Genomic DNA, 20222 nt, shown 5'->3' with positions numbered 1-20222 from the left:
GGAAAGTTTCCTGTTTGGTGCACGGAAGGTAAGCCCGACGGCATGGAGGCGTCAAGGGAGGTGCGGAATCACGAACCGAAGTGCGTCACACGGCCCGATGGTCTTGGATACGGCTCGTGGACCGAAGACTTCTGCTCGCTCGCTGGCGCGCCGTCCTCACGGACAGCGGGCTGTTCGTGGTCATGGCGCTGTGTCTGCTCCCCGTGTGGAAGGACGGGGTCACCTGGCGCAACGCGGCGGAGTCCCTCGTCGTCGGGCCGGGCGTCGTGGCCCTGGCCCTGCTCGTCGCCGTCGGGCAGTGCGCCGACCTGGCCCGACGGGCCCGCGGCAGCGGCCTCCCGGTCACCGTGCACGCGGACGACGACATCCAGACGGTGACCTTCCCGGAGGCCTGGCGCCCCGAGGACCGCGACCGCTTCAAGGCGGCACTGCTGGCGGCCGGACGCACCTCGGGCGTCGAGGAGACCCCGGCCGGCGAACTCCGCTTCCAGTGGCGCCCGCTCCGCTCCTGGCGGTTCGTGCGGGCCACGGTGTCCCGCGACGAGACCACGGGCGGCGTACGGCTGGACATCCGTGGCGGCGAGGAACAGAGGGGCAGGGACGACAGGCGGCGGCAGCCGGGCCGACACGGGTTCCGCCTGCCCCCGGGCAGCAGCTTCGTCGCCCTGTGCCAGCTCGTCCGGCTGGCACGCGGCCGTCACTCCCCGAGGACGGATGCGGCCGCTGTGTCCGGGACGGGCTGACTCCGCTACTTCGCCGCCCCCGGCGGAGTCAGGGGCGTCAGCGGGGAGGCCGCCGCGGACTGCGGGGACGCCGTGTTGGCGTAGACCGACGGGGCGGCGACCGCGGCCGTCGGGTCGAGGGCGGGGTCCTCCTCCGGCGGGACCGTGGCGCCGCCGACGATGCGGATGTCCGCCGCGTCGAAGGCGCGCTTGATCCGCCAGCGCAGCTCGCGCTCGACGGTCAGGGACTTGCCGGGCATCGTCTTCGCGGAGACGCGGACCACCATCGAGTCGATCAGGACGCTGTCCAGGCCGAGCACCTCGATCGGGCTCCAGAGGAACTCGTTCCAGGGCTCCTCCTTGTTCATCTTCTCGGCGACCTCGACGAGGGTGGCCTTGACGCGGTCCAGGTCCTCGGAGGCCTTGACCGTGACGTCCACCCCGGCGGTCGCCCAGCCCTGCGACAGGTTGCCGATCCGCTTGACCTCGCCGTTGCGGACGTACCAGATCTCGCCGTTGTCGCCACGCAGCTTGGTCACGCGCAGGCCGACCTCGATGACCTCGCCGGAGGCGACACCCGCGTCGATCTGGTCGCCGACGCCGTACTGGTCCTCAAGGATCATGAACACGCCGGACAGGAAGTCCGTGACCAGGTTGCGGGCGCCGAAACCGATCGCGACGCCCGCGACACCGGCGGACGCCAGCAGCGGGGCCAGGTTGATCTGGAAGGTGCCGAGGATCATCAGGGCCGCGGTGCCGAGGATGAGGAAGCTCGCCACCGAGCGCAGTACCGAGCCGATCGCCTGCGACCGCTGGCGGCGCCGCTCGACGTTGACCAGCAGCCCGCCCAGAGCCGTGCCGTCGACCGCCTGGACCGTGCGGTTCATCCGGTCTATGAGCTTGGTGATGGCCCGCCGCACCACCACTCTCAGGATCGCCGCGATCACCAGGATCAGCAGGACGCGCAGGCCGATCGCGAGCCACGTCGACCAGTTCTCCTCGACCCAGCCGGCGGCGTTCGTCGCGCTCTCCTGGGCGTCCTGGAGCGACGGGACGGTCACGGCGGTCGGCGACTCCGAAGGGGTCGGCGTCGGCGACGAACCGGCGGCCGGCAGGACGGCGGACAAGGACACGGCAGGTACCTCCAGGTGCGGCGCTGCTCCCTCCGGCGTTGCGGTCAAGGTGGTCCAGGTCACGAAAAGGTCACCGGTGGGGCAGGAGCCCCACACTAACGGGGCATCGTGTGTGCCTCGGCGGGATGTGTGAAGGAGAGACCGTGTTCACCTGCGCTTGAACAGGCGGGGGCGCGGGGGAAGTATCCGGGTGTGGTCGAAAACACTCCCAGCCCGTTACCGGGACATGGTGGCGCGTCCACCAGGCAAGAGGAGAGACTGACGTCAGATCGTCCCGGCGCGAGCCACGCGCCGCCGACGCCCAAGGAGGCATCCGTGCCGCATGTCCTGGTCCTGAACGCGTCGTACGAGCCGCTCGGCGTCGTACCGCTCCGCCGCGCGCTCGTCCTCGTCCTGGAGAACAAGGCAGTCTCCCTGGAGGAGTCCGGCGCCTTCCTGCACAGCGCGACCGTCACAGTCCCCGCACCCAGCGTGGTCCGGCTCAAGCGATTCGTCCGGGTTCCTTACAGAGGGCCCGTTCCTCTCACCCGCCGGGCGCTCTTCGCCCGCGACGGTGGCCGGTGCATGTACTGCGGTGGCGTCGCAACCAGCGTCGACCACGTCATCCCGCGCAGCCGCGGGGGCAAACACGTGTGGGACAACGTCGTGGCGTCCTGCCGTCGTTGCAACCACGTCAAGGCCGACCGCCACCTCGTCGAGATCGGCTGGCGGCTGCGGCACAAACCCGCCCCGCCCACCGGTCTGGCCTGGCGCATCATCGGGACCGGCCATCGGGACCCGCGCTGGCTGCCGTACCTGCAACCGTACGGCGCGGATGACGCCCTGGCCCGGATCGACGGCATTTCCGCCTGACCGATCCGGGCTTTTGCGTGCCCCGTGGCCGGTGCCACGGGGCCCTTCGGGGCGGCTCAGCCGCGTGAGCGCTCCGGGCGGGCGCCCCGCGCCGCGTACAGGGCCGTACCCAGCACGAACGCCGTGACCGCGGTCAGCCATGCCCACGGCCGGTCGCCCGGCTGCACCGGCCAGGCCCACACCGTGACCGCCCGGCCGCCCACCCCGGCCGCCGCCGGGATCACCGCGCCGACGTAGCCGAGGACCGGCAGCCAGCTCAGGCGGGCGCCCAGCAGGACCGCCGCGGCGGCCGTGACGCCGGTGCAGCCCAGCAGGTTGCGGATCAGGGGCGCGGGGCCGAGGGCGAGACCCTCGTCGAGGACGGTGAGCGCCAGCAGCGCGCCCGCGAGGGCGGTCGGGCCGAGCAGGTGCGCCAGCCGACGGGGCCACCAGGGGCGTACCGCGGTACGGTCCAGCTCGTCGAAGGGGGCGTACAGGCTGCCGCCGATCACCGCGGCGGCCAGCATCGGTGCCAGGGCGACCAGGGCGCGCACCCGCCCCGGATCGGGGACGGTGTCCGTCCGCGGCGCCGCCCACCCGGCGAGGGCGACCGTCCCGGCGAGCGCGGCCAGCGCCCAGGGCAGGGCGCGGGAACGGGCGTACAGCAGGGTGCCGGTCACAGCGCGGGCACCCCGTCGGGGACGCAGTCGCCCGCCGTGGCGAAGTACGCCGACAGCCACGTCCGCCGCTCGTCCGCGTCCATCGACGTGAGGCGGGCACGGGCGGCCCGCCGATCGCGCAGCTCGGCGCGGGATGCCTCGTCGCCGTCGGCGTCCAGCTCGTCGAAGTACTCCTGCGCCGGGCTCGGTGCGAGGAGGTTCTCCACCGCGTCGTCCGCGCGGCTCACGCGCGGGTCCAGCGGCCCCTCGCAGTCCCCACGGTTCTGGAGCGCCATCACCGCCTCCCACGCGTACTGCTCCGGATCGGTCAGCCGCCCCCGGACGAACGACCAGCCCATCGGCGTCAGCATCGGCAGCTCCGCCTCGTCGGGGCGGGGCGCGCCCGGCCGGTCCTCGAACCGCGCCGGCAGGTTCCGTACGCCGTCCAGGGAGCCGGTGACACCCGAGAGAGCGGCCGTGACCTGCGGCAACAGCTCGCCGTAGCGGGCGCTCACACAGATCTGCGGAGTCGTCGAGGTGTCACAGACCTGGCGGCCGCCGACCGGATCGGTGTGCCACCACCCGGCCCCGCCCTGCACCAGCAGCGCACCCGCGGCCGTCGCCGCCGCCAGCGGCAGCAGGGCCGTGTACCGGCGCCGCGCCGCGTACGCCAGCACCGCGGCCGCCGCCGGCCCGGCCGCCCACACCGCCGCCGCGACGGGTTGCCACGCCACCGGAACCACGCCCTCCGGGACGGGGAGCGCCGGGTTCAGATAGCGGCCGGCGCCCGCGTCCCCCCGCGACGACAGAGCCAGCAGGACGTACCCGCCCACTCCCAGCAGCGGCGCCGTCGGCCGCCAGGCGACCAGCCGCCCGACCACCTGACCGGCCACCGCGGCGGCCGCCACCGCCACCGCGTCCGCCGGCAGCAGATCCAGATACGGCCGGTCGCCCCGGGCGTACGGCCAGGTCGCCAGCAGCGCCCCGGCCGCCACCGCCACATACCCGGCCGTCACCCACGCCGCCACCGGCAGCGCCGACGCGAGGAACCGCGCCAGCGGCCCCCGCGCCGCCGTCGCCCACAGCTCCTCCGTCCGGCGCCGCCGCTCCCGCCCGCCCTGCCAGCAGCCCGCCGCCGCGGCCAGGGGCAGGACGATCAGCAGGACGCCGTGCAGTTCGGTACGGGTCTCCGCCCAGCCGCCCTGCCAGCGGTCCGCCACCGCGGCCAGCAGCGCGCCGACCGTCAGGAACACCGCGAGCCCGGCCCAGGGGGCGAACCCGCGCACCACCTCGGCGCGCAGGGGGTGCACCCGGACGCGCACGCGCTTCGCTTCCGTCGCCGTGAGGGTCATCGCGCCGCTCCTTCCAGCGGAGTGCGCGAGGCGCGGTGGGCCCGCAGCGCCGCCGTGTAGCCGCGCTCGATCGGGTTGTCGCCGACCCCCTCGTCCTCGCCGGTCTCGCCCAGCGCGCTGAGTGCGTCGGGGGTGCCGCGGTAGGCGACCCGGCCCGCGTCGAGCAGGGTGACCTCCGTGCAGGCGGCGGCCACGTCCTCCACCAGGTGCGTCGAGACGATCACCGTGGCCGAGGCGCCCAGCCTGCGCAGCAGCGCGCGGAACTCGACGCGCTGCTCGGGGTCCAGGCCCGCGGTGGGCTCGTCCAGGAGCAGCACGTCGGGGTCGTTGACGATGGCCTGCGCGATGCCGACCCGGCGGACCATGCCGCCGGACAGGGTCCGGAGCTTCGCGTCGACGCGGTCGCCGAGACCGACCCGTTCCACGGCCCGCTCGACCGCGGCCGGGGTGTCGGCGGTGGGCAGCTCCTTCAGCCAGGCCACGTACGCGACGAACTCGCCGACCGTGAACCCCGAGTAGTGGCCGAACTCCTGCGGGAGGTAGCCCAGTCGGCGGCGGACCGTGCCGCGCCGCCCGGCCTCGCCGACGTCCTCGCCGAGGATCTCCACCCGCCCTTCGGCGGGCTGGGCGACCGTGGCCAGGACCCGGATCAGCGAGGTCTTGCCCGCGCCGTTGGGACCGAGCAGGCCGTGCACACCCCGGCCCAGGGTGAGGTCCACCCCGTCGAGGGCGAGGGTTCTGCGATGCCGGACGCGCAGCCCGGTCACTCGTATCGTGCTCAAGGGATCTCCATCGGACAGAGGTGTGCCGGTCGGTGAGCGGGCGTGCTCAGGGCAACCGGTCGTACACGGAACGGCGGGCGCCCAGCGCGGCGGCGCACAGGACGGCCGCGGCCGCCCAGGCGCCCTGGGCGAGGGGCCCGGCGAGGACGGCGGAGAGCTGCTCGGCCAGCCGGGCCAGTGGGGCGCCGGACGGCGAGACCAGGGCCGGGGCGAGCACCGCGCACAGCCAGCCCCCGCCGGTCACCGCCGCGCCGGCCCGGGGGCCGACGTACCCGGCGAGGGCCAGCGAGGCCAGCGTCAGCGCGAGGCCCGGCAGCAGCCAGGCCGCCGCGCCCGGCGCCCCCGAGCCCGGCAGCAGCAGTCCGGCCAGCGTCAGCAGCGGCAGGCTGACCAGCAGGACGGCGACCGTCCGGGTCAGCAGCAGCCGCAGCCCGCCGGCGGGCGAGGCCGCGGCGATCTCGTGCACCGGGTCGGCGTGCGGCCCGTACGACAGGGCCACCCCGAGCACCGGGACGGCCGGCGCGAGGGCGAGGAGCAACGGCCGTGCCCCGGCCACCCCGGCCCCGTACCCCAGCGCGACCGCCCCCAGCGCCACGACCAGCACGGCGACGGACCAGGCACCGCGCACGGCGGGACCCGCGGCCCACAGGACACGGCCGAGACGGGGGAAACGGCCGGTTCCGGGGATTCCGGACACTCGGGGCACGGTGAACCGGCCGGAGGTACGGGAGGACCAGAGGCGGGCGCGGGGGGTGGGGGCGCTGGGGGTGGGCCGCGCGGGGGCGTCCGGCCGGGTGGTGCCGGGCTGGTCGACGGTCGGCCGGGGCACCGGGGCCTTCGCGGGCCCCCTCCGCGCGGCGGGTGCCCCGGCCGCCGACGACCGGACGGCTTGCCGGGCCGCGCCCGGAACGGACGGGAGAGCCGCCGGCAGGGCGGCCTCTCGCACCCGCGCCGGGGCGCGCGCGGGGGCGGGCGTCGTCGGCAGCACGGCCCCGCTCGCCTCGGCCGACGCCGAGCCCGAAGCCTCCTGCGACAGAGCCTCCCGGAGCACCGCCTCCCGGACCTCCCGCAGCACCGCCCCCGCGGTCCCCGCCCGCACCGCGTGGGACACGCGGGTCGCGCAGGACGTGCAGTGCTCCAGGTGTTTCTCCAGGGACCAGGCGTCGGACTCCGGGAGGGTGCCGTCGGCGTAGCGGGCGGCCAGGGTGTCGGTCGCGTGCCATCGGGGCTGGGTCATGCCGGGCCTCCCGCCGGGGTCGGGTTCAACTGGGCGAGGGCCACGCGCAGTTCGGCGCGGGCGCGCATCGCGCGGGTCTTGACGGTGCCCTCGGGGATGCCGAGCAGCCGGGCCGCCTCGCGGGTGGTGAGCCCGTCGACGACGGTCGCGCGCAGCACCTCCCGCAGCTCGGGCGAGATCCGGTCGAGGGCGGTGCCGATGTCGCCGAACTCCAGCCCGGCCAGCACCCGGTCCTCCGCGGACGGCAGGGCCGCCGCCGGCGCCCGCTCGACCCGGTCGGTGTCCATCGGCGCCGTCTCGATCCGCGCGGCGCGCTCCTGGACCCGCCGCGCGTCGACCAGCCGCCGGGCGGCGATGGTCCACAGCCAGCCGCCGGCCTCCCCGCCGCCGTGTCCGGCCGCCGACCGCCACACGGTCACGAACGTGTCCTGCACCACCTCCCGCACCACCTCGGGATCGGCGCAGCGCCGGGTGAGCCGGGCGTGCAGCCAGCCGGCGTGCCGGTCGTACAGCGTGGCCAGGGCGCGGGCGTCCCCGTCGGCGACGGACCGCAGCAGCGCCGCGTCCGTGTCGCCCTCCCCGTGGCCCCTCATGGGGCGGAACAGTCTCACACCCTCTCTGTCGGCCGGCCCGGCGCCGACGGTTCACGCCGGAAACCGAACGGCGCGCGGTCTGCCGTAATCACCCCTGATTGGGGAGAATGTCAGGGTGAGGAATGTGACGAGATGCGTGTTGTCCGATACGGGGACGTCTGCGGCCGCGCCCGCTGGGTAGGGCTTTGCGGTAACCCGCCAGACACCGTCAGGCGCCGCCCGGCGCCGTACGACGCCGCCGCGCACCCTGCGAAGGCGCCGTCCCCGACAAGGAGGCCACCGTGGTCGCATCGGCACACCAGCTGCTCCCGGACCGTTCCAAACGCCCGGCGGCGCCGTCCGCCTACACCGAGGAACCCCACCTGTACGTGTGCAGCGCGGAGGGCGCCCGTGCCGAGGCCCCGTTGACCAGCGAACCCCCGCTGCCCGACGCCGAGCCCCTCACCAGCGAACCGCCGCTCGCCGCCGCGGACTCCGACTTCACGAGGCCGTAGATGACCGAACCCCTCGGAGAGGACCTCACCCGGCTCGCCGCCCTGCACGGCGTCGCCGTCTCCTTCCGGCCCTCCCCGGACCGCACGGTCACCGCCTCGGCCGCCGCCGTCACCCGCGCCCTGGCCGCCCTCGGCGTGGACGCGGGCACCCCCGAGGCGACCCGTGCCGCGCTGGCCGACCGGGAACGCGAACTGGCCGGGCGCCTGCTGCCGCCGACCGTGGTCCGCTGGAGCGGCGGCGACGGGCCCGACGCCCTCGCCGCCCTCCCCGAGGGCACCCGCCTGCTGATCGAGACGGAGCAGGGTGAGGTCCGCGCCTCCCTCGACCAACTCCCGCCGGGCGTCCACACAGTGACCGCGACCGCGCCCGACGGCCGCACCGCCCGCGCCCACCTGGTCGTGGCCCCGCCCCGGCTGCCCACGCCCGACGGACGCTCGTACGGCCTCCTCGTCCAGCTCTACTCGCTGCTGTCCGGCCGCTCCTGGGGCATGGGCGACCTCGGGGACCTGGCCGAGCTGACCGGCTGGGCCGGACGGGCGCTGGGCGCCGGGTTCGTGCAGGTCAACCCGTTGCACGCGGCCGTGCCCGGCGCCCCCACCGACCCCTCCCCGTACCGGCCCTCCTCGCGCCGCTTCCCCGACCCGGTGCACCTGCGGATCGAGGACGTCCCCGAGTTCGCGTACGTCACCGACCCCGAGCGGATGCGCGGGCTGCGGGAACGGGCCGCGCGGCTGCGCGAAACCGTCCTCGACAAGGGGGCGTTGATCGACCGGGACGCGGTGTGGGAGCTGAAGCGGGAGGCGCTGGAGCTGATCGCCGCCGTGCCGCTCGGGCCGGGCCGGCGCGCCGCCTACTGCGACTTCCTCGCCCGCGAGGGGCAGTCCCTGGAGGACCACGCCACCTGGTGCGCGCTGGCCGAGGTGCACGGCTCCGACTGGCACCGGTGGCCGGAGGGGCTGCGCGACCCGCGCTCCGCCGAGACCGCCCGCGCCCGCCTGGAGCTGATGGACCGCGTCGACTTCCACTCCCGGCTCGCCTGGCTCACCGACACCCAGCTCACCGCCGCCCAGCGCACCGCGCGCGAGGCGGGCATGCCCCTCGGGATCGTGCACGACCTCGCGGTCGGCGTGCACCCCGGCGGCGCCGACGCCTGGGCCCAGCAGGACCACCTCGCGACCGGCATGTCGGTCGGCGCGCCCCCGGACGCCTTCAACGCCCGCGGCCAGGACTGGGGCCTGCCCCCGTGGCGCCCCGACCGCCTCGCCGAGTCCGGCTACGACCCGTACCGCCGCCTCCTGCGCGCCCTCTTCCGCTACGCCGGCGCCCTGCGCATCGACCACGTGATGGGCCTGTTCCGGCTCTGGTGGGTCCCCCAGGGCCAACCGCCGACCGAGGGCACCTACGTCCGCTACGACGCCGAGGCCATGCTGGCCCTCCTGGTCCTGGAGGCCTCCCGGGCCGGCGCGGTGGTGATCGGCGAGGACCTCGGCACCGTGGAGCCCGGAGTGCGCGAGGCCCTGCGCGAACGCGGGGTGCTCGGCACCTCCGTCCTGTGGTTCGAGCGTGACTGGGACGGCGACGGCCGCCCGCTGGCCCCCGACCGATGGCGTGCCGACTGCCTCGCCACCGCCACCACCCACGACCTGCCCTCCACCGCCGCCCGCCTCACCGGTGAACACGTCGAACTCCGCGACCGGCTGGAGCTGCTGAACCGCCCGCTGGAGGAGGAACGCGCGGAGGCCGCCGCCGACACCGGCGAGTGGCTCGACCTCCTCTCCCGGCTCGACCTCCTCCAAGGCGCCGGCGGGGGCGCCGACACCTCCTCGGAGGAGGCCGAGATCCAGGCCGTCCACCGGTTCCTGCTGCGCACCCCGGCCCGCATGATCGGCGTCTGGCTCCCGGACACCGTCGGCGACCGACGCCCGCAGAACCTCCCCGGCACCTGGGACCAGTACCCGAACTGGCGCCTGCCGATCGCGGACGCCGAGGGCCGGCCGGTGACGCTGGAGGAACTGGCGGCGTCCCCGAGACTGCACGCGCTGATGGAGGTGCTGCGGCAGGGGGAGTGACGGGGGGCCGGGGACGTCGGTGCCTCGTACGGCACCCCGGACGCGCGCGCCCGAAGACGGTTCGCTAACTTGGCACCGTGGACACGAAGAACGCCCTGCGCGCCGGCGCCCTGGCTGCCGGTACGACGCTGATGATGCTGCTCATGTCGTCCCCCGCGCTCGCGCTGACCCGCGACGACGGCGACGACCCCGGTCAGGGCCTCAGCGTCGTCGAGACGCTGGGCCTCTATGTGGTGGCGCCCATCGCCCTGTTCGTGGGCATCGCCGGCCTGGTGTGGGTGCTGGACCGCTCGAAGGACCGCGGCGACACCACCAGCTCCAACATCACGGTGAAGGGCGAGGCCGCCAAGACCGGCTGACCCTTCCCGCTCGGCACACCTTCCGAGGGCGCCGTCCCCGACCGTCGTACGCGCACACCGCCGCACGACGTCGGAGACGGCGCCCTCGCGCGTCGTACGGCCCCTGAGGCGGGAGCCGGCCGCCCCTCGCCGCACCCACGGTCGCCCTCGCGCACTTCGGCCGACAGCGAGCCCCTCGGTCTCGACGAGGTCGAGCAGTCACCCGGCCGGCCCTCGGCCGCGACGTCGGGATGCACGACGCCCGCTGGACGTCGCGCTTCCACGGCGACGAACGCCAGGCCGGTACGTCGCCCTGGGCGGCGGACGGCGCCGGGCCCGCGGCGATCGAGGCGGCGCTCGCCGCGCACGTCGGCCGAGCCACCGGCTGTCGGTGCCGGCCGTCGATGCCCGCCGTCGGTGACCTCCGGCGCCTACTGCTCCGTCGCGAGCAGCAACTCTCGTAGCAGGCCGGCCAGCTGGCCGGCCCGTTCGGGGTCCAGGGCCGCGGTCAGGGCCTCCGTCTGGACGGCGAGACCCGCGCCGACCGCCTCCTCGACCACGGCCAGGCCCTGCTCGGTGAGGGTCACCCGGAGGCCCCGGCGGTCGTGCGGGTCGGGGGAGCGGCGCAGGAGCCCGGCCCGTTCCAGTTTGTCGAGGCGGCCGGTCATGCCGCCGGTGGTGAGCATCAGCGTCGCCGACAACTGCCGGGGCGAGAGGGCGTACGGCTCGCCGGAGCGGCGCAGCGTGGCCAGCACGTCGAACTCGCCGCGCGAGATGCCGAGGCCCGCGTAGGCCTTCTCCATGCGGTCGCCCATCGCGCGGGCGAGCCGGGAGACGCGGCCGAAGACCTCCATGGCGGTGGTGTCGAGGTCGGGCCGTTCGGCCGCCCACTGCTCGACGATCGCGTCGACGGGGTCCTTGTGCTGTGCACTCATGCGGGGAGTATCCGCCCGCTTCCGGTCGCCCGCAAGAAAGTAGCTTGACGGCAAGTTGCTTAGGGCTAAGCTAATCACTTACAAGTAATCTTCCCCGCCCGAGAGGGGTGCCGGTCATGAACCGGGCCGCAACCGTTCTGCTCACCGCCCTCGCCCCCCTCTCCTGGGGCACCACCTACGCCGTCACCACCGAGTTCCTCCCGGCCGACCGCCCACTGTTCACCGCCCTCATGCGCGCACTGCCGGCCGGCCTGCTGCTGCTCGCCCTCGTGCGGGTGCTGCCCCGCGGCGCCTGGTGGGGGAAGGCGACGGTGCTCGGCGCCCTCAACATCGGCGCCTTCTTCCCCCTCCTGTTCCTCGCCGCGTACCGGATGCCCGGCGGCATGGCGGCCGTCGTCAGCTCGGCCGGACCGCTGTTCGTCGTCGGGCTCTCGGCGCTGCTGCTCGGTCAGCGGCCCGCCGCCCGCACCCTGCTGACCGGGGTGGTGGCCGTGTTCGGCGTCAGCCTGGTCGTGCTGAAGGCGACCGGGGGACTGGACGCGGTCGGGCTGCTGGCGGCGGTCGCCTCCACGGCCTCGATGTCGGCCGGTCTCGTCCTGGCCAAGAAGTGGGGCACCCCCGCCGGAGTCGGCCCGCTGGCGCTCGCCGGGTGGCAGCTGACCATCGGCGGCCTGCTCATCGCGCCCCTCGCCTTCCTGGTCGAGGGCGCCCCGCCCGCCCTGGACGGCGCGGCCGTCGGCGGCTACCTCTACCTGGCCCTGGCGGGCACCGCGGTCGCGTACTGGCTCTGGTTCCGCGGGATCGGCCGGCTCAGCGCCACCCAGGTCACCTTCCTCGCGCCGCTCTCCCCGCTGACCGCCGCCGTGGTCGGCTGGGCGGCCCTCGGCGAGGCACTGAGCGCCCTGCAACTTGCCGGGATGGCGCTGGCGTTCGGCGCGACGGTGGCCGGACAGCTCGCCCCGCGCCGTACCGAGGTCACCGCGACCGTGGACGGCCGCCGGGAGGCGCCGGAGAAGGTCGTCGCCCGACGCGGTGCCGCCGTGGAAGGATGACGCAACCGACACATAACGAGGAGATGACCGCGTGCCTGGCACAAACCTGACTCGCGAAGAGGCGCAGCAGCGGGCGAAGCTGCTCACCGTTGACTCGTACGAGATCGATCTCGACCTGTCCGGTGCGCAAGAGGGCGGGACCTACCGGTCCGTGACCACGGTGCGCTTCGACGTCGCGGAGAAGGGCGCCGAGTCCTTCATCGACCTGGTGGCGCCGACCGTCCACGAGGTGACGCTCAACGGCGACGCCCTCGACCCGGACGAGGTGTTCGCCGACTCCCGGATCGCCCTGTCCGGCCTGCTGGAGGGCCGTAACGTCCTGCGCGTCGTCGCCGACTGCGCCTACACCAACACCGGCGAGGGGCTGCACCGGTTCGTCGACCCGGTCGACGAGCAGGCCTACCTGTACACGCAGTTCGAGGTGCCGGACGCCCGCCGCGTCTTCGCCTCGTTCGAGCAGCCGGACCTCAAGGGGACCTTCCAGTTCACGGTGAAGGCGCCGAGCGGCTGGACGGTCATCTCCAACTCGCCGACGCCGGAGCCCAAGGACGACGTCTGGGTGTTCGAGCCGACCCCGCGGATCTCCACCTACATCACCGCGCTGATCGTCGGCCCGTACCACTCCGTGCACAGCGTGTACGAGAAGGACGGGCAGAGCGTGCCGCTCGGCATCTACTGCCGGCCCTCGCTCGCCGAGTTCCTCGACTCCGACGCGATCTTCGAGGTCACGCGGCAGGGCTTCGACTGGTTCCAGGAGAAGTTCGACTACGCGTACCCGTTCAAGAAGTACGACCAGCTGTTCGTGCCGGAGTTCAACGCGGGCGCGATGGAGAACGCGGGCGCGGTCACCATCCGCGACCAGTACGTCTTCCGGTCCAAGGTGACCGACGCGGCGTACGAGGTGCGGGCCGAGACGATCCTGCACGAGCTGGCCCACATGTGGTTCGGCGACCTCGTCACCATGGAGTGGTGGAACGACCTGTGGTTGAACGAGTCGTTCGCCACCTACACCTCCATCGCCTGCCAGGCGTACTCCCCGGACAGCCGGTGGCCGCACTCCTGGACGACGTTCGCCAACTCCATGAAGACCTGGGCGTACCGGCAGGACCAGCTGCCGTCGACCCACCCGATCATGGCCGAGATCCGTGACCTGGACGACGTCCTGGTCAACTTCGACGGCATCACCTACGCCAAGGGCGCCAGCGTCCTGAAGCAGCTCGTGGCGTACGTCGGCATGGACGCGTTCTTCGCGGGCGTGCAGGCCTACTTCAAGCGGCACGCGTTCGGCAACACCCGCCTGTCCGACCTGCTGGGCGCGCTGGAGGAGACCTCCGGCCGCGACCTGGGCGTCTGGTCGGAGAAGTGGCTCCAGACCGCCGGCATCAACATCCTGCGCCCCGAGATCGAGACCGGCGCGGACGGCGTCGTGACCTCCTTCGCGATCCGCCAGGAGGCCCCCGCGCTGCCCGCCGGAGCCAAGGGCGAGCCGACGCTGCGGCCGCACCGCATCGCCGTCGGCCTGTACGACCTGGACGAGGCGAGCGGCAAGCTGGTGCGCGGGGAGCGCGTCGAGCTGGACGTGGACGGCGAGCTGACGGCCGTACCGCAGCTGGTCGGCAAGCGGCGGCCGGACGTCGTGCTGCTCAACGACGACGACCTGTCGTACGCCAAGGTCCGCCTCGACGAGCAGTCCCTCGCCTTCGTCACCGAGCACCTCGGCGACTTCGAGGCGTCCCTGCCGCGCGCCCTGTGCTGGGCGTCCGCCTGGGACATGACCCGCGACGCCGAACTGCCCACCCGTGACTACCTGTCCCTGGTGCTGTCCGGCATCGGCAAGGAGTCCGACATCGGTGTCGTGCAGTCCCTGCACCGCCAGGTCAAGCTCGCGATCGACCTGTACGCCGACCCGGCCGCCCGCGAGGCGCTGCTGACCCGCTGGACCGACGCCACGCTGGCGCACCTGCGGACCGCCGAGGCGGGCAGCGACCACCAGCTGGCGTGGGCACGGGCGTTCGCGTCCACGGCCCGTACGCCGGAGCAGCTGGACCTGCTGGAGGCGCTGCTGGAGGGCACGCAGACGATCGAGGGCCTCGCCGTCGACACGGAGCTGCGCTGGGCGTTCGTGCAGCGCCTCGCGGCGGTCGGCCGGTTCGACGAGGCGGAGATCGGCGGCGAGTACCAGCGCGACAAGACCGCGGCCGGCGAGCGGCACGCGGCGACGGCCCGTGCCGCCCGTCCGACGGCGGAGGCCAAGGCGGAGGCGTGGGCGTCGGTCGTCGAGTCCGACAAGCTGCCCAACGCCGTCCAGGAGGCCGTCATCGGCGGTTTCGTGCAGACGGACCAGCGTGAGCTGCTGGCGCCGTACACGGACAAGTACTTCGACGTCGTCAAGGACGTCTGGGACTCCCGTTCGCACGAGATCGCCCAGCAGATCGCGATCGGCCTCTACCCGGCCGTCCAGGTCTCCGAGGAGACCCTGCGCAAGACGGACGCCTGGCTGACCTCGGCCGAGCCGAACGCGGCCCTGCGCCGCCTCGTCTCCGAGGCCCGTTCGGGCGTGGAGCGCGCCCTGAAGGCCCAGGCGGCGGACGCGCGCTAGCGGCAGTCGTCCGTACGGGTCGTACGGTGGTGAGGGGCGCCCGGTGTCCGGCCGGGCGCCCTTCGCCGTGCCGGGGGAGCGTTCACAGCCGCAGGGGCAGGCCGAAGGCCGGGAAGAGATGCGGCTCGAAGGACGTGATCTCCACGATCCCGCCGTCCTCGACCCGCAGCACGTCGAGCGCCTGGGCGCGGTACACGTTCGTGCCGGGCCGGCGGAGGTAACCCCCGGCCGCGGGCTGCCCGTTGGCGCGGGCGGGCAGGTGCCGCCAGTGGCCCGGGAAGGCGGTGGAGGCCGGGTCCCGGCTCGGCCGCAGGAAGGCCAGGACGGCGTCCCGGCCCCGGCACCAGTAAGGGTTCGGCGGCGCGGTGAGCAGCACGTCGTCGGCGAGCAGCCCGCCCAGCGCGGCCAGGTCGAGGGCCTCGACGGCGGCCGTGTACCGGGCGAGCAGCGCCGCTTCGCCCTCGGCCGGCCCCTGTGTACGCCCGCCCGGCAGCAGGTCGCGCAGGGCGGGCCGGGCCCGCCGCAGGGCATCGTCGACCGAGACCGGCGTCAGGTCGAGCGTCTCGGCGGTCTCGGCGAGGCTCAGCCCCAGCACGTCCCGCAGGATCAGCGCGGCCCGCTGCCGGGGCGGAAGATGCTGCAACGCCACGAGGAGCGGCAACTCCAGCGTGCCGTACGGCCCGACGGTGTCCCCGGCCGCCTCCGGCAACTCGTCGTCCGGGTAGGGCTGGAGCCAGGTGACGCGCGCGGGCGGTTCACCGGCGCGGCGGTCCGTGCCGGGCAGCGGCGCGTAGTCGTGGGGGCGGCGCGCGGTGCGGCGCAGCAGATCGAGGCAGGCGTTGGTGGCGATCCGGTACAGCCAGGTCCGCACGCTCGCCCCGGCCCGGAAGGTGTCCCGGGCCCGCCAGGCCCGCAGGAAGGTCTCCCGGACGAGATCCAGGGCGTCGTCGAAGGAGCCGGTCATGCGGTAGCAGTGGACCAGGACCGCACGGCGGTGCGTCTCGGTGAGCGCGGCGAAAGCGGCTTCCGGCAGGGCGAGTTCGGGCGGTCCGGCGTCCGGCTCGCCGTACCCCTGGTTGTCGTCCGCCGCCGCGTCCCGTGCCGTCCGGGCCACCCGCCGCAGCCGGTCCACGGAGGCCGTCAGCTCGGCCACCCCGGCGTACAGCGCGGCGGGCTCGCCGGGCGTCAACTCCGCCGCCCCGCGTCCGATGCCGTCGATGAGGCCCTCCACGGTCACCTCACCGCCGGGGCGGGACCCTGCGTCGGTCGAGGCCACGCTCACCTCCAGAAAGTTGAGATCGAGACGACCGTACGCCGGATCACGACCCCGGCAGACCGGGACGGTGAGATGTGCGCGATGTCCGGAACCCGCCGGTGGGACGGCCCGCGACGCGTGAACCTGGAACGCATGACGACCACCACCGCGACCCCGCCGTACACCGCCCGTCCCATCGCCCCCGGCGCCCTGGCGGAACTCCGCGTCACCGACGACGCCGGACGCCCCACGACGCCGTTCACCGACGAGGAGGGCCGCGCCCCGCTGCGCTGCTGCCTGCGCCGCAGCACGCCCGGAGAGCGGATCGCCCTCGTCTCGTACGCCCCCCTGCGCCGCTGGGCCGCCACGACGCGCACCGACCCCGGGGCCTACGACGAACAGGGCCCCGTCTTCGTCCACGCCGACCCGTGCCCGGACCCGGGCCCGGACGGCGGGACCCTGCCCTTCGCGAACGCGCACCGCACGGTCCGCCGCTACTCCGCCGAGGGCCGCATCCTGGGCGGCCGGCTCGTCGAGGACCCCTCGCCGGAGGCGTTCACGCGGGCCTTCCGGGAAGCGTTCGACGACCCGGCCGTGGCATTCGTCCACGTCCGGGCCGTCGAGTACGGCTGCTACCTCTACGAGGTCACCAGGGGCTGACTAGCCCTTCAGCTCCTTCGCCACCAGCTCCGCGATCTGCACCGCGTTCAGGGCCGCGCCCTTGCGCAGGTTGTCGTTGGAGACGAACAGGGCGAGGCCGTTGTCCACGGTCTCGTCCTGGCGGATGCGGCCCACGTACGACGCGTCCTTGCCGGCCGCCTGGAGCGGGGTCGGGATGTCGGTGAGGACCACGCCGTCGGCGTCCGCGAGCAGCTCGGTGGCGCGCTCGGCGCTGATCGGGCGGGCGAAACGGGCGTTGACCTGGAGGGAGTGGCCCGAGAACACCGGGACGCGCACACAGGTGCCGGAGACCTTCAGCGCGGGGATCTCCAGGATCTTGCGGGACTCGTTGCGGAGCTTCTGCTCCTCGTCCGTCTCGTTCAGGCCGTCGTCGACGATCGAACCGGCCAGCGGGATGACGTTGAAGGCGATGGGCCGCTTGTAGACCTGCGGCTGCGGGAAGTCGACGGCCTCGCCGTCATGGGTGAGCCTGTCGGCCTCGGCGACGACCTTCTGCGCCTGGCCGTGCAGCTCCGCGACGCCCGAGAGACCGGAGCCGGACACCGCCTGGTAGGTGGCGACCACGAGGGCTTCGAGGCCCGCCTCCGCGTGCAGCGGCGCGAGGACCGGCATCGCGGCCATCGTGGTGCAGTTCGGGTTGGCGATGATGCCCTTGGGGCGGTTCGCGATCGCGTGCGGGTTCACCTCGGAGACGACCAGCGGCACCTCGGGGTCCCGGCGCCAGGCGGAGGAGTTGTCGATCACGACCGCGCCCTGCGAGGCGACCTTCTCGGCCAGCGCCTTCGAGGTCGCGCCACCGGCGGAGAACAGCACGATGTCGAGGCCGGTGTAGTCGGCGGTCGACGCGTCCTCGACCGTCACGCCGTCCAGCTCGGTCCCCGCCGAACGGGCCGAGGCGAACAGGCGCAGCTCGGTGACCGGAAAGTTTCGCTCCTTGAGGATCCTGCGCATGACCGTGCCGACCTGACCGGTGGCTCCGACGATTCCGACCCTCACGGCGACTCCCTCTGTCTGTGCTTCCACGTGCGTATTGCCTGGCCCAGGCGTTTCCATGATGCGGCCGACATGGCCCCGCCTGTCCAATCCTTTGGCCGGCATGCCCGAGGGCTGGGACACCCCGGGCCTCCACGATATTCCGGAACTCCGTCCACACCCGCGCTGAGCTGGAGGAATTCGCCCGGCGAGGGCTTGCTGCCGCAAGCTGTGCTGCCGGGCGCGGCGGTGTGACGTACGCCTCCGAACGATTTCCCGGCGCCGAGCCGAACGTTTCCGCGGGCTACGGCGTCGTAGAGGTGACGCGGGGAGGGGACGGGTGTCTGTGCTGCGCAGAAAGGCCCGCCGCGGACCGGGGGAGGACACCGCGCACGGTGATCCCCTGGACGCGGCGCAGGAACGCCGGGTGCGGGCGGTGCTCGCGCTCGGCGGGGTACCGCAGGCGGACCTGCCGGACGGGGTGCAGCAGGTCCGCCTGCGGCTGCTGGAACGTGCCGCCAAGGGGGACGAGGCGCCGCGGGACGTCTCGGCGTGGGCGGCCGTCGTCGCCTCCAACCTCGCCATGGACTGGCACCGCGCCAAGCGCCGCCAGGAACGCCTCGGCGAACGGCTGGCCTCCCTGCGCCAGCACGAGCACCCCTCCGGCGAGGACACCAGCGTGCTCTCCCTCGCCGTCGCCCAGGGCCTCGACGACCTGCCCGACGCCCAGCGCCAGGTGGTCGTCCTGCGCTTCTACGCCGACCTCCCGGTGCGCTCGATAGCCGAGGAACTGGGCGTTCCCGAGGGCACGGTCAAGAGCCGCCTGCACACGGCGGTCCGCGCCCTGCGCACCCGCCTGCACGAGGACGAGGTGGTGTGACATGACCGCCGAACACGAACACGAGAGCTATGACGATGGCCGGGATGGCCGGGATGGCCGGGATGGCCGGGATGGCCGGGATGGCCGGGATGGCCGCGAGGGCCCGGAGGCCCGCGGCGGCTACGGCGGCCGGGATGCCGACGGGACTGACGATGGCCGCGAGGCCGGGGAGGCACGCGAGGCGGGGGAGGCCAGGGAGGCCCGCGAGGCGCGGGAGGCACGGGAGGCGCGCGGGGCCGGGGATGGCGGAGAGGCCTGCGACGGCTGGAACGACCGCGACGGCTGGAATGCCCGCGACGGCGGCGAGGCTCGAGAGGCCGGCGGAGCTGGCGATGGCCGGGATGCGCGCGAGGCCGGCGAGGCGGGGGAGGCCCGCGACGGCCGGGAGGTCCGCGACGGCAACGAGGGTCAGGAGGCCGGTGACGGACACGACGGCCCGGTCGGTGCCGATGCCCGCGGCGGCCGGGACGGCCGGGAGGCCTGCGACGGCTACGAGGGTCGTGATGCCCGCGGTGGCTACCAAAGCCGGGACGGTCGCGAGGCCCTCGACGGCTACGTCGCCCGCGGCGGCCGGGAGGTCCGCGACGGCAACGTGGGTCAGGAGGCCGGTGACGGACACGACGGCCGGGTCGGTGGCGATGCCCGCGGCGGCGGGGACGGCCGGGAGGCCTGCGACGGCTACGAGGGTCGTGATGCCCGCGGTGGGTACGAAAGTCGGGACGGTCGCGAGGCCCTCGACGGCTACGTCGCCCGCGGCGGCCGGGAGGTCCGCGACGGCAACGAGAGTCGCGAGCACGACGACGGCCACGACAGCCGGGACGGCGATGACCGTCACGGCGGGCATGGCGGGCATGGCGGCCATGGCGGCGGTGAAAGCGACCGCAGTGACGGGAGCGACGGCAGTGACGGTGGCATGGACCCGTTGATGGCCGCCCTCCTGGGTGCGCCGTTGTCCGTGGAGGCCCGCAGTGACCCGGCCTTCCTGGCCGGGCACCGGGCCGCGACGGCCGACGTGGACCTCCTGCGCGAGCAGTTGGGCGTCCTCGCCGACGCCCTGACCCGGCCGCCGGAGGCAGCCGTGCGGCGACCGGTGGTCGTTCCGCTGCGGCCGTCGCGGCGGCGTCTGTTCCCGCTGGTCCTGAAGACGGCCGGGGTGGCCGCCGCCGGCGCGCTGGTCGTCGGGAGCGGATGGCTGCTCGGCCAGGTGAGCGGGGACGCGAGCGACATCGGCTCGTCCAGCGGTGCCGACAAGGCGGTCACCGACGAGAAGTCCGCCGCGTCCGGCGCCCCGGACAGCCCTCTCGGTGATCCCGGCTATCTGGCCTGCGCCCGGCTGGTGGTCGAGGGGGACGTCACGGACGTCGCCCCGGTGCGCGGCACCTCCCGCGAGCGCGTCACCCTGCACGTGACCCGCTTCCACAAGCCGGAGGCGTCGGCGGAGGACGAGGTCGAGTTCGTGATGGAGCGGGACATGGACCCGCTTGTCGCGGAGGGCGACCACGTCCTGGTCGGCTTCGTACGGGGGTCCGAGGTCCCCGACGTCTGGGCGGTCGGCGAGGCCGACATCGCCGCCGAGCGCTCGGCGCTGGCGCGCGCGCTGCCCGAGGCGAGCGGCACGGTCTGCGAATGAGCGAGGG

At 74.3% G+C, this 20222-nt stretch carries 20 protein-coding genes; 10 read left to right on the top strand and 10 right to left on the bottom strand.

All coding sequences use genetic code 11. The features are described 5' to 3' along the window. The first annotated feature begins 116 nt into the window (after window positions 1-116). Window positions 117-743, top strand: a complete 627-nt coding sequence (locus tag ACFWJX_RS14955; RefSeq protein WP_383242037.1) for a hypothetical protein — start codon at window positions 117-119, stop codon at window positions 741-743. 5 nt (window positions 744-748) lie between these two features. Here the strand turns inward: ACFWJX_RS14955 and ACFWJX_RS14950 are convergent, their stop codons facing one another. Beyond that, window positions 749-1855 carry a mechanosensitive ion channel family protein gene (locus ACFWJX_RS14950; RefSeq protein ID WP_383242034.1) on the bottom strand — a complete coding sequence of 369 codons (1107 nt, stop codon included), beginning with the start codon at window positions 1853-1855 and terminating at the stop codon, window positions 749-751. 315 nt (window positions 1856-2170) lie between these two features. On the opposite strand from ACFWJX_RS14950, the gene ACFWJX_RS14945 reads away from it, so the two are divergent. Further along, complete coding sequence (locus tag ACFWJX_RS14945) at window positions 2171-2707, top strand: HNH endonuclease (protein WP_067244152.1); 537 nt, start codon at window positions 2171-2173, stop codon at window positions 2705-2707. A 56-nt stretch (window positions 2708-2763) separates the two neighbouring features. On the opposite strand, the gene ACFWJX_RS14940 is transcribed toward ACFWJX_RS14945, so the two are convergent. From ACFWJX_RS14940 to ACFWJX_RS14920, 5 genes are read right to left on the bottom strand one after another with little or no spacing between them, the layout of a single operon-like run. After that, complete coding sequence (locus ACFWJX_RS14940) at window positions 2764-3366, bottom strand: hypothetical protein (RefSeq protein ID WP_383242031.1); 603 nt, start codon at window positions 3364-3366, stop codon at window positions 2764-2766. Further along, window positions 3363-4697 (bottom strand): hypothetical protein, encoded by a 1335-nt coding sequence (locus tag ACFWJX_RS14935; protein ID WP_383242028.1) that lies wholly within the window; start codon window positions 4695-4697, stop codon window positions 3363-3365. Before ACFWJX_RS14935 ends, ACFWJX_RS14940 begins: the two co-directional genes overlap by 4 nt. Then, the gene (locus ACFWJX_RS14930; protein WP_383242025.1) at window positions 4694-5479 is read right to left on the bottom strand and encodes an ABC transporter ATP-binding protein; all 786 of its coding nucleotides are present in this window, start codon (window positions 5477-5479) and stop codon (window positions 4694-4696) included. Before ACFWJX_RS14930 ends, ACFWJX_RS14935 begins: the two co-directional genes overlap by 4 nt. A gap of 46 nt (window positions 5480-5525) precedes the next feature. Further along, the gene (locus ACFWJX_RS14925) at window positions 5526-6716 is read right to left on the bottom strand and encodes a zf-HC2 domain-containing protein (RefSeq protein WP_383242022.1); all 1191 of its coding nucleotides are present in this window, start codon (window positions 6714-6716) and stop codon (window positions 5526-5528) included. Further along, window positions 6713-7309 (bottom strand): RNA polymerase sigma factor, encoded by a 597-nt coding sequence (locus ACFWJX_RS14920; protein ID WP_383242019.1) that lies wholly within the window; start codon window positions 7307-7309, stop codon window positions 6713-6715. Before ACFWJX_RS14920 ends, ACFWJX_RS14925 begins: the two co-directional genes overlap by 4 nt. A 281-nt stretch (window positions 7310-7590) precedes the next feature. Here ACFWJX_RS14920 and ACFWJX_RS14915 point away from each other — a divergent pair, with 281 nt between their 5' ends. The 3 genes from ACFWJX_RS14915 (at window position 7591) to ACFWJX_RS14905 (ending at window position 10232) form a co-directional block, all read left to right on the top strand. Then, complete coding sequence (locus ACFWJX_RS14915) at window positions 7591-7803, top strand: hypothetical protein (RefSeq protein WP_383242016.1); 213 nt, start codon at window positions 7591-7593, stop codon at window positions 7801-7803. Beyond that, entirely contained in the window at window positions 7804-9873 is a 2070-nt protein-coding gene (gene malQ, locus ACFWJX_RS14910; RefSeq protein WP_383242013.1) for a 4-alpha-glucanotransferase, read from the top strand. A 77-nt stretch (window positions 9874-9950) separates the two neighbouring features. Continuing rightward, window positions 9951-10232 (top strand): hypothetical protein, encoded by a 282-nt coding sequence (locus ACFWJX_RS14905; RefSeq protein WP_383242011.1) that lies wholly within the window; start codon window positions 9951-9953, stop codon window positions 10230-10232. A gap of 410 nt (window positions 10233-10642) precedes the next feature. On the opposite strand, the gene ACFWJX_RS14900 is transcribed toward ACFWJX_RS14905, so the two are convergent. After that, window positions 10643-11146, bottom strand: coding sequence for a MarR family winged helix-turn-helix transcriptional regulator (locus tag ACFWJX_RS14900; RefSeq protein ID WP_383242008.1), 504 nt, complete (start codon window positions 11144-11146; stop codon window positions 10643-10645). 116 nt (window positions 11147-11262) lie between these two features. Between ACFWJX_RS14900 and ACFWJX_RS14895 the strand changes: the two genes are divergently transcribed. Together ACFWJX_RS14895 and pepN are read left to right on the top strand one after the other, a co-directional pair. Further along, window positions 11263-12198 (top strand): EamA family transporter, encoded by a 936-nt coding sequence (locus tag ACFWJX_RS14895; protein WP_383242005.1) that lies wholly within the window; start codon window positions 11263-11265, stop codon window positions 12196-12198. Window positions 12199-12229: 31 nt separating this feature from the next. Then, complete coding sequence (gene pepN / locus ACFWJX_RS14890; RefSeq protein WP_383242002.1) at window positions 12230-14797, top strand: aminopeptidase N; 2568 nt, start codon at window positions 12230-12232, stop codon at window positions 14795-14797. 82 nt (window positions 14798-14879) lie between these two features. On the opposite strand, the gene ACFWJX_RS14885 is transcribed toward pepN, so the two are convergent. Then, on the bottom strand, window positions 14880-16073 hold the full coding sequence (locus ACFWJX_RS14885; protein ID WP_383241999.1) for an RNA polymerase subunit sigma-70: 1194 nt from the start codon (window positions 16071-16073) through the stop codon (window positions 14880-14882). 132 nt (window positions 16074-16205) lie between these two features. Here ACFWJX_RS14885 and ACFWJX_RS14880 point away from each other — a divergent pair, with 132 nt between their 5' ends. Beyond that, a complete protein-coding gene (locus ACFWJX_RS14880; protein WP_383241996.1) occupies window positions 16206-16712 on the top strand; it encodes a DUF1203 domain-containing protein in 507 nt (168 codons plus the stop codon). On the opposite strand, the gene ACFWJX_RS14875 is transcribed toward ACFWJX_RS14880, so the two are convergent. Beyond that, window positions 16713-17729, bottom strand: coding sequence for an aspartate-semialdehyde dehydrogenase (locus tag ACFWJX_RS14875; protein WP_383241994.1), 1017 nt, complete (start codon window positions 17727-17729; stop codon window positions 16713-16715). Window positions 17730-18051: 322 nt separating this feature from the next. Here ACFWJX_RS14875 and ACFWJX_RS14870 point away from each other — a divergent pair, with 322 nt between their 5' ends. Further along, window positions 18052-18585, top strand: a complete 534-nt coding sequence (locus tag ACFWJX_RS14870; protein WP_094102913.1) for a sigma-70 family RNA polymerase sigma factor — start codon at window positions 18052-18054, stop codon at window positions 18583-18585. On the opposite strand, the gene ACFWJX_RS14865 is transcribed toward ACFWJX_RS14870, so the two are convergent. Beyond that, window positions 18518-19447, bottom strand: coding sequence for a hypothetical protein (locus tag ACFWJX_RS14865; protein ID WP_383241991.1), 930 nt, complete (start codon window positions 19445-19447; stop codon window positions 18518-18520). The two genes, ACFWJX_RS14870 and ACFWJX_RS14865, sit on opposite strands and share 68 nt — an antisense overlap. Before the next feature lie 63 nt (window positions 19448-19510). On the opposite strand from ACFWJX_RS14865, the gene ACFWJX_RS14860 reads away from it, so the two are divergent. After that, a complete protein-coding gene (locus ACFWJX_RS14860) occupies window positions 19511-20215 on the top strand; it encodes a hypothetical protein (RefSeq protein WP_383241988.1) in 705 nt (234 codons plus the stop codon). Window positions 20216-20222 lie beyond the last annotated feature (7 nt).

Origin of the sequence: Streptomyces sp. NPDC058335 (genome assembly GCF_042723915.1) — a bacterium.
Classification (GTDB): Bacteria; Actinomycetota; Actinomycetes; order Streptomycetales; family Streptomycetaceae; genus Streptomyces.
Note: the sequence above shows the minus strand (reverse complement) of the source record. Positions and strands in the feature narration are given on the sequence as shown.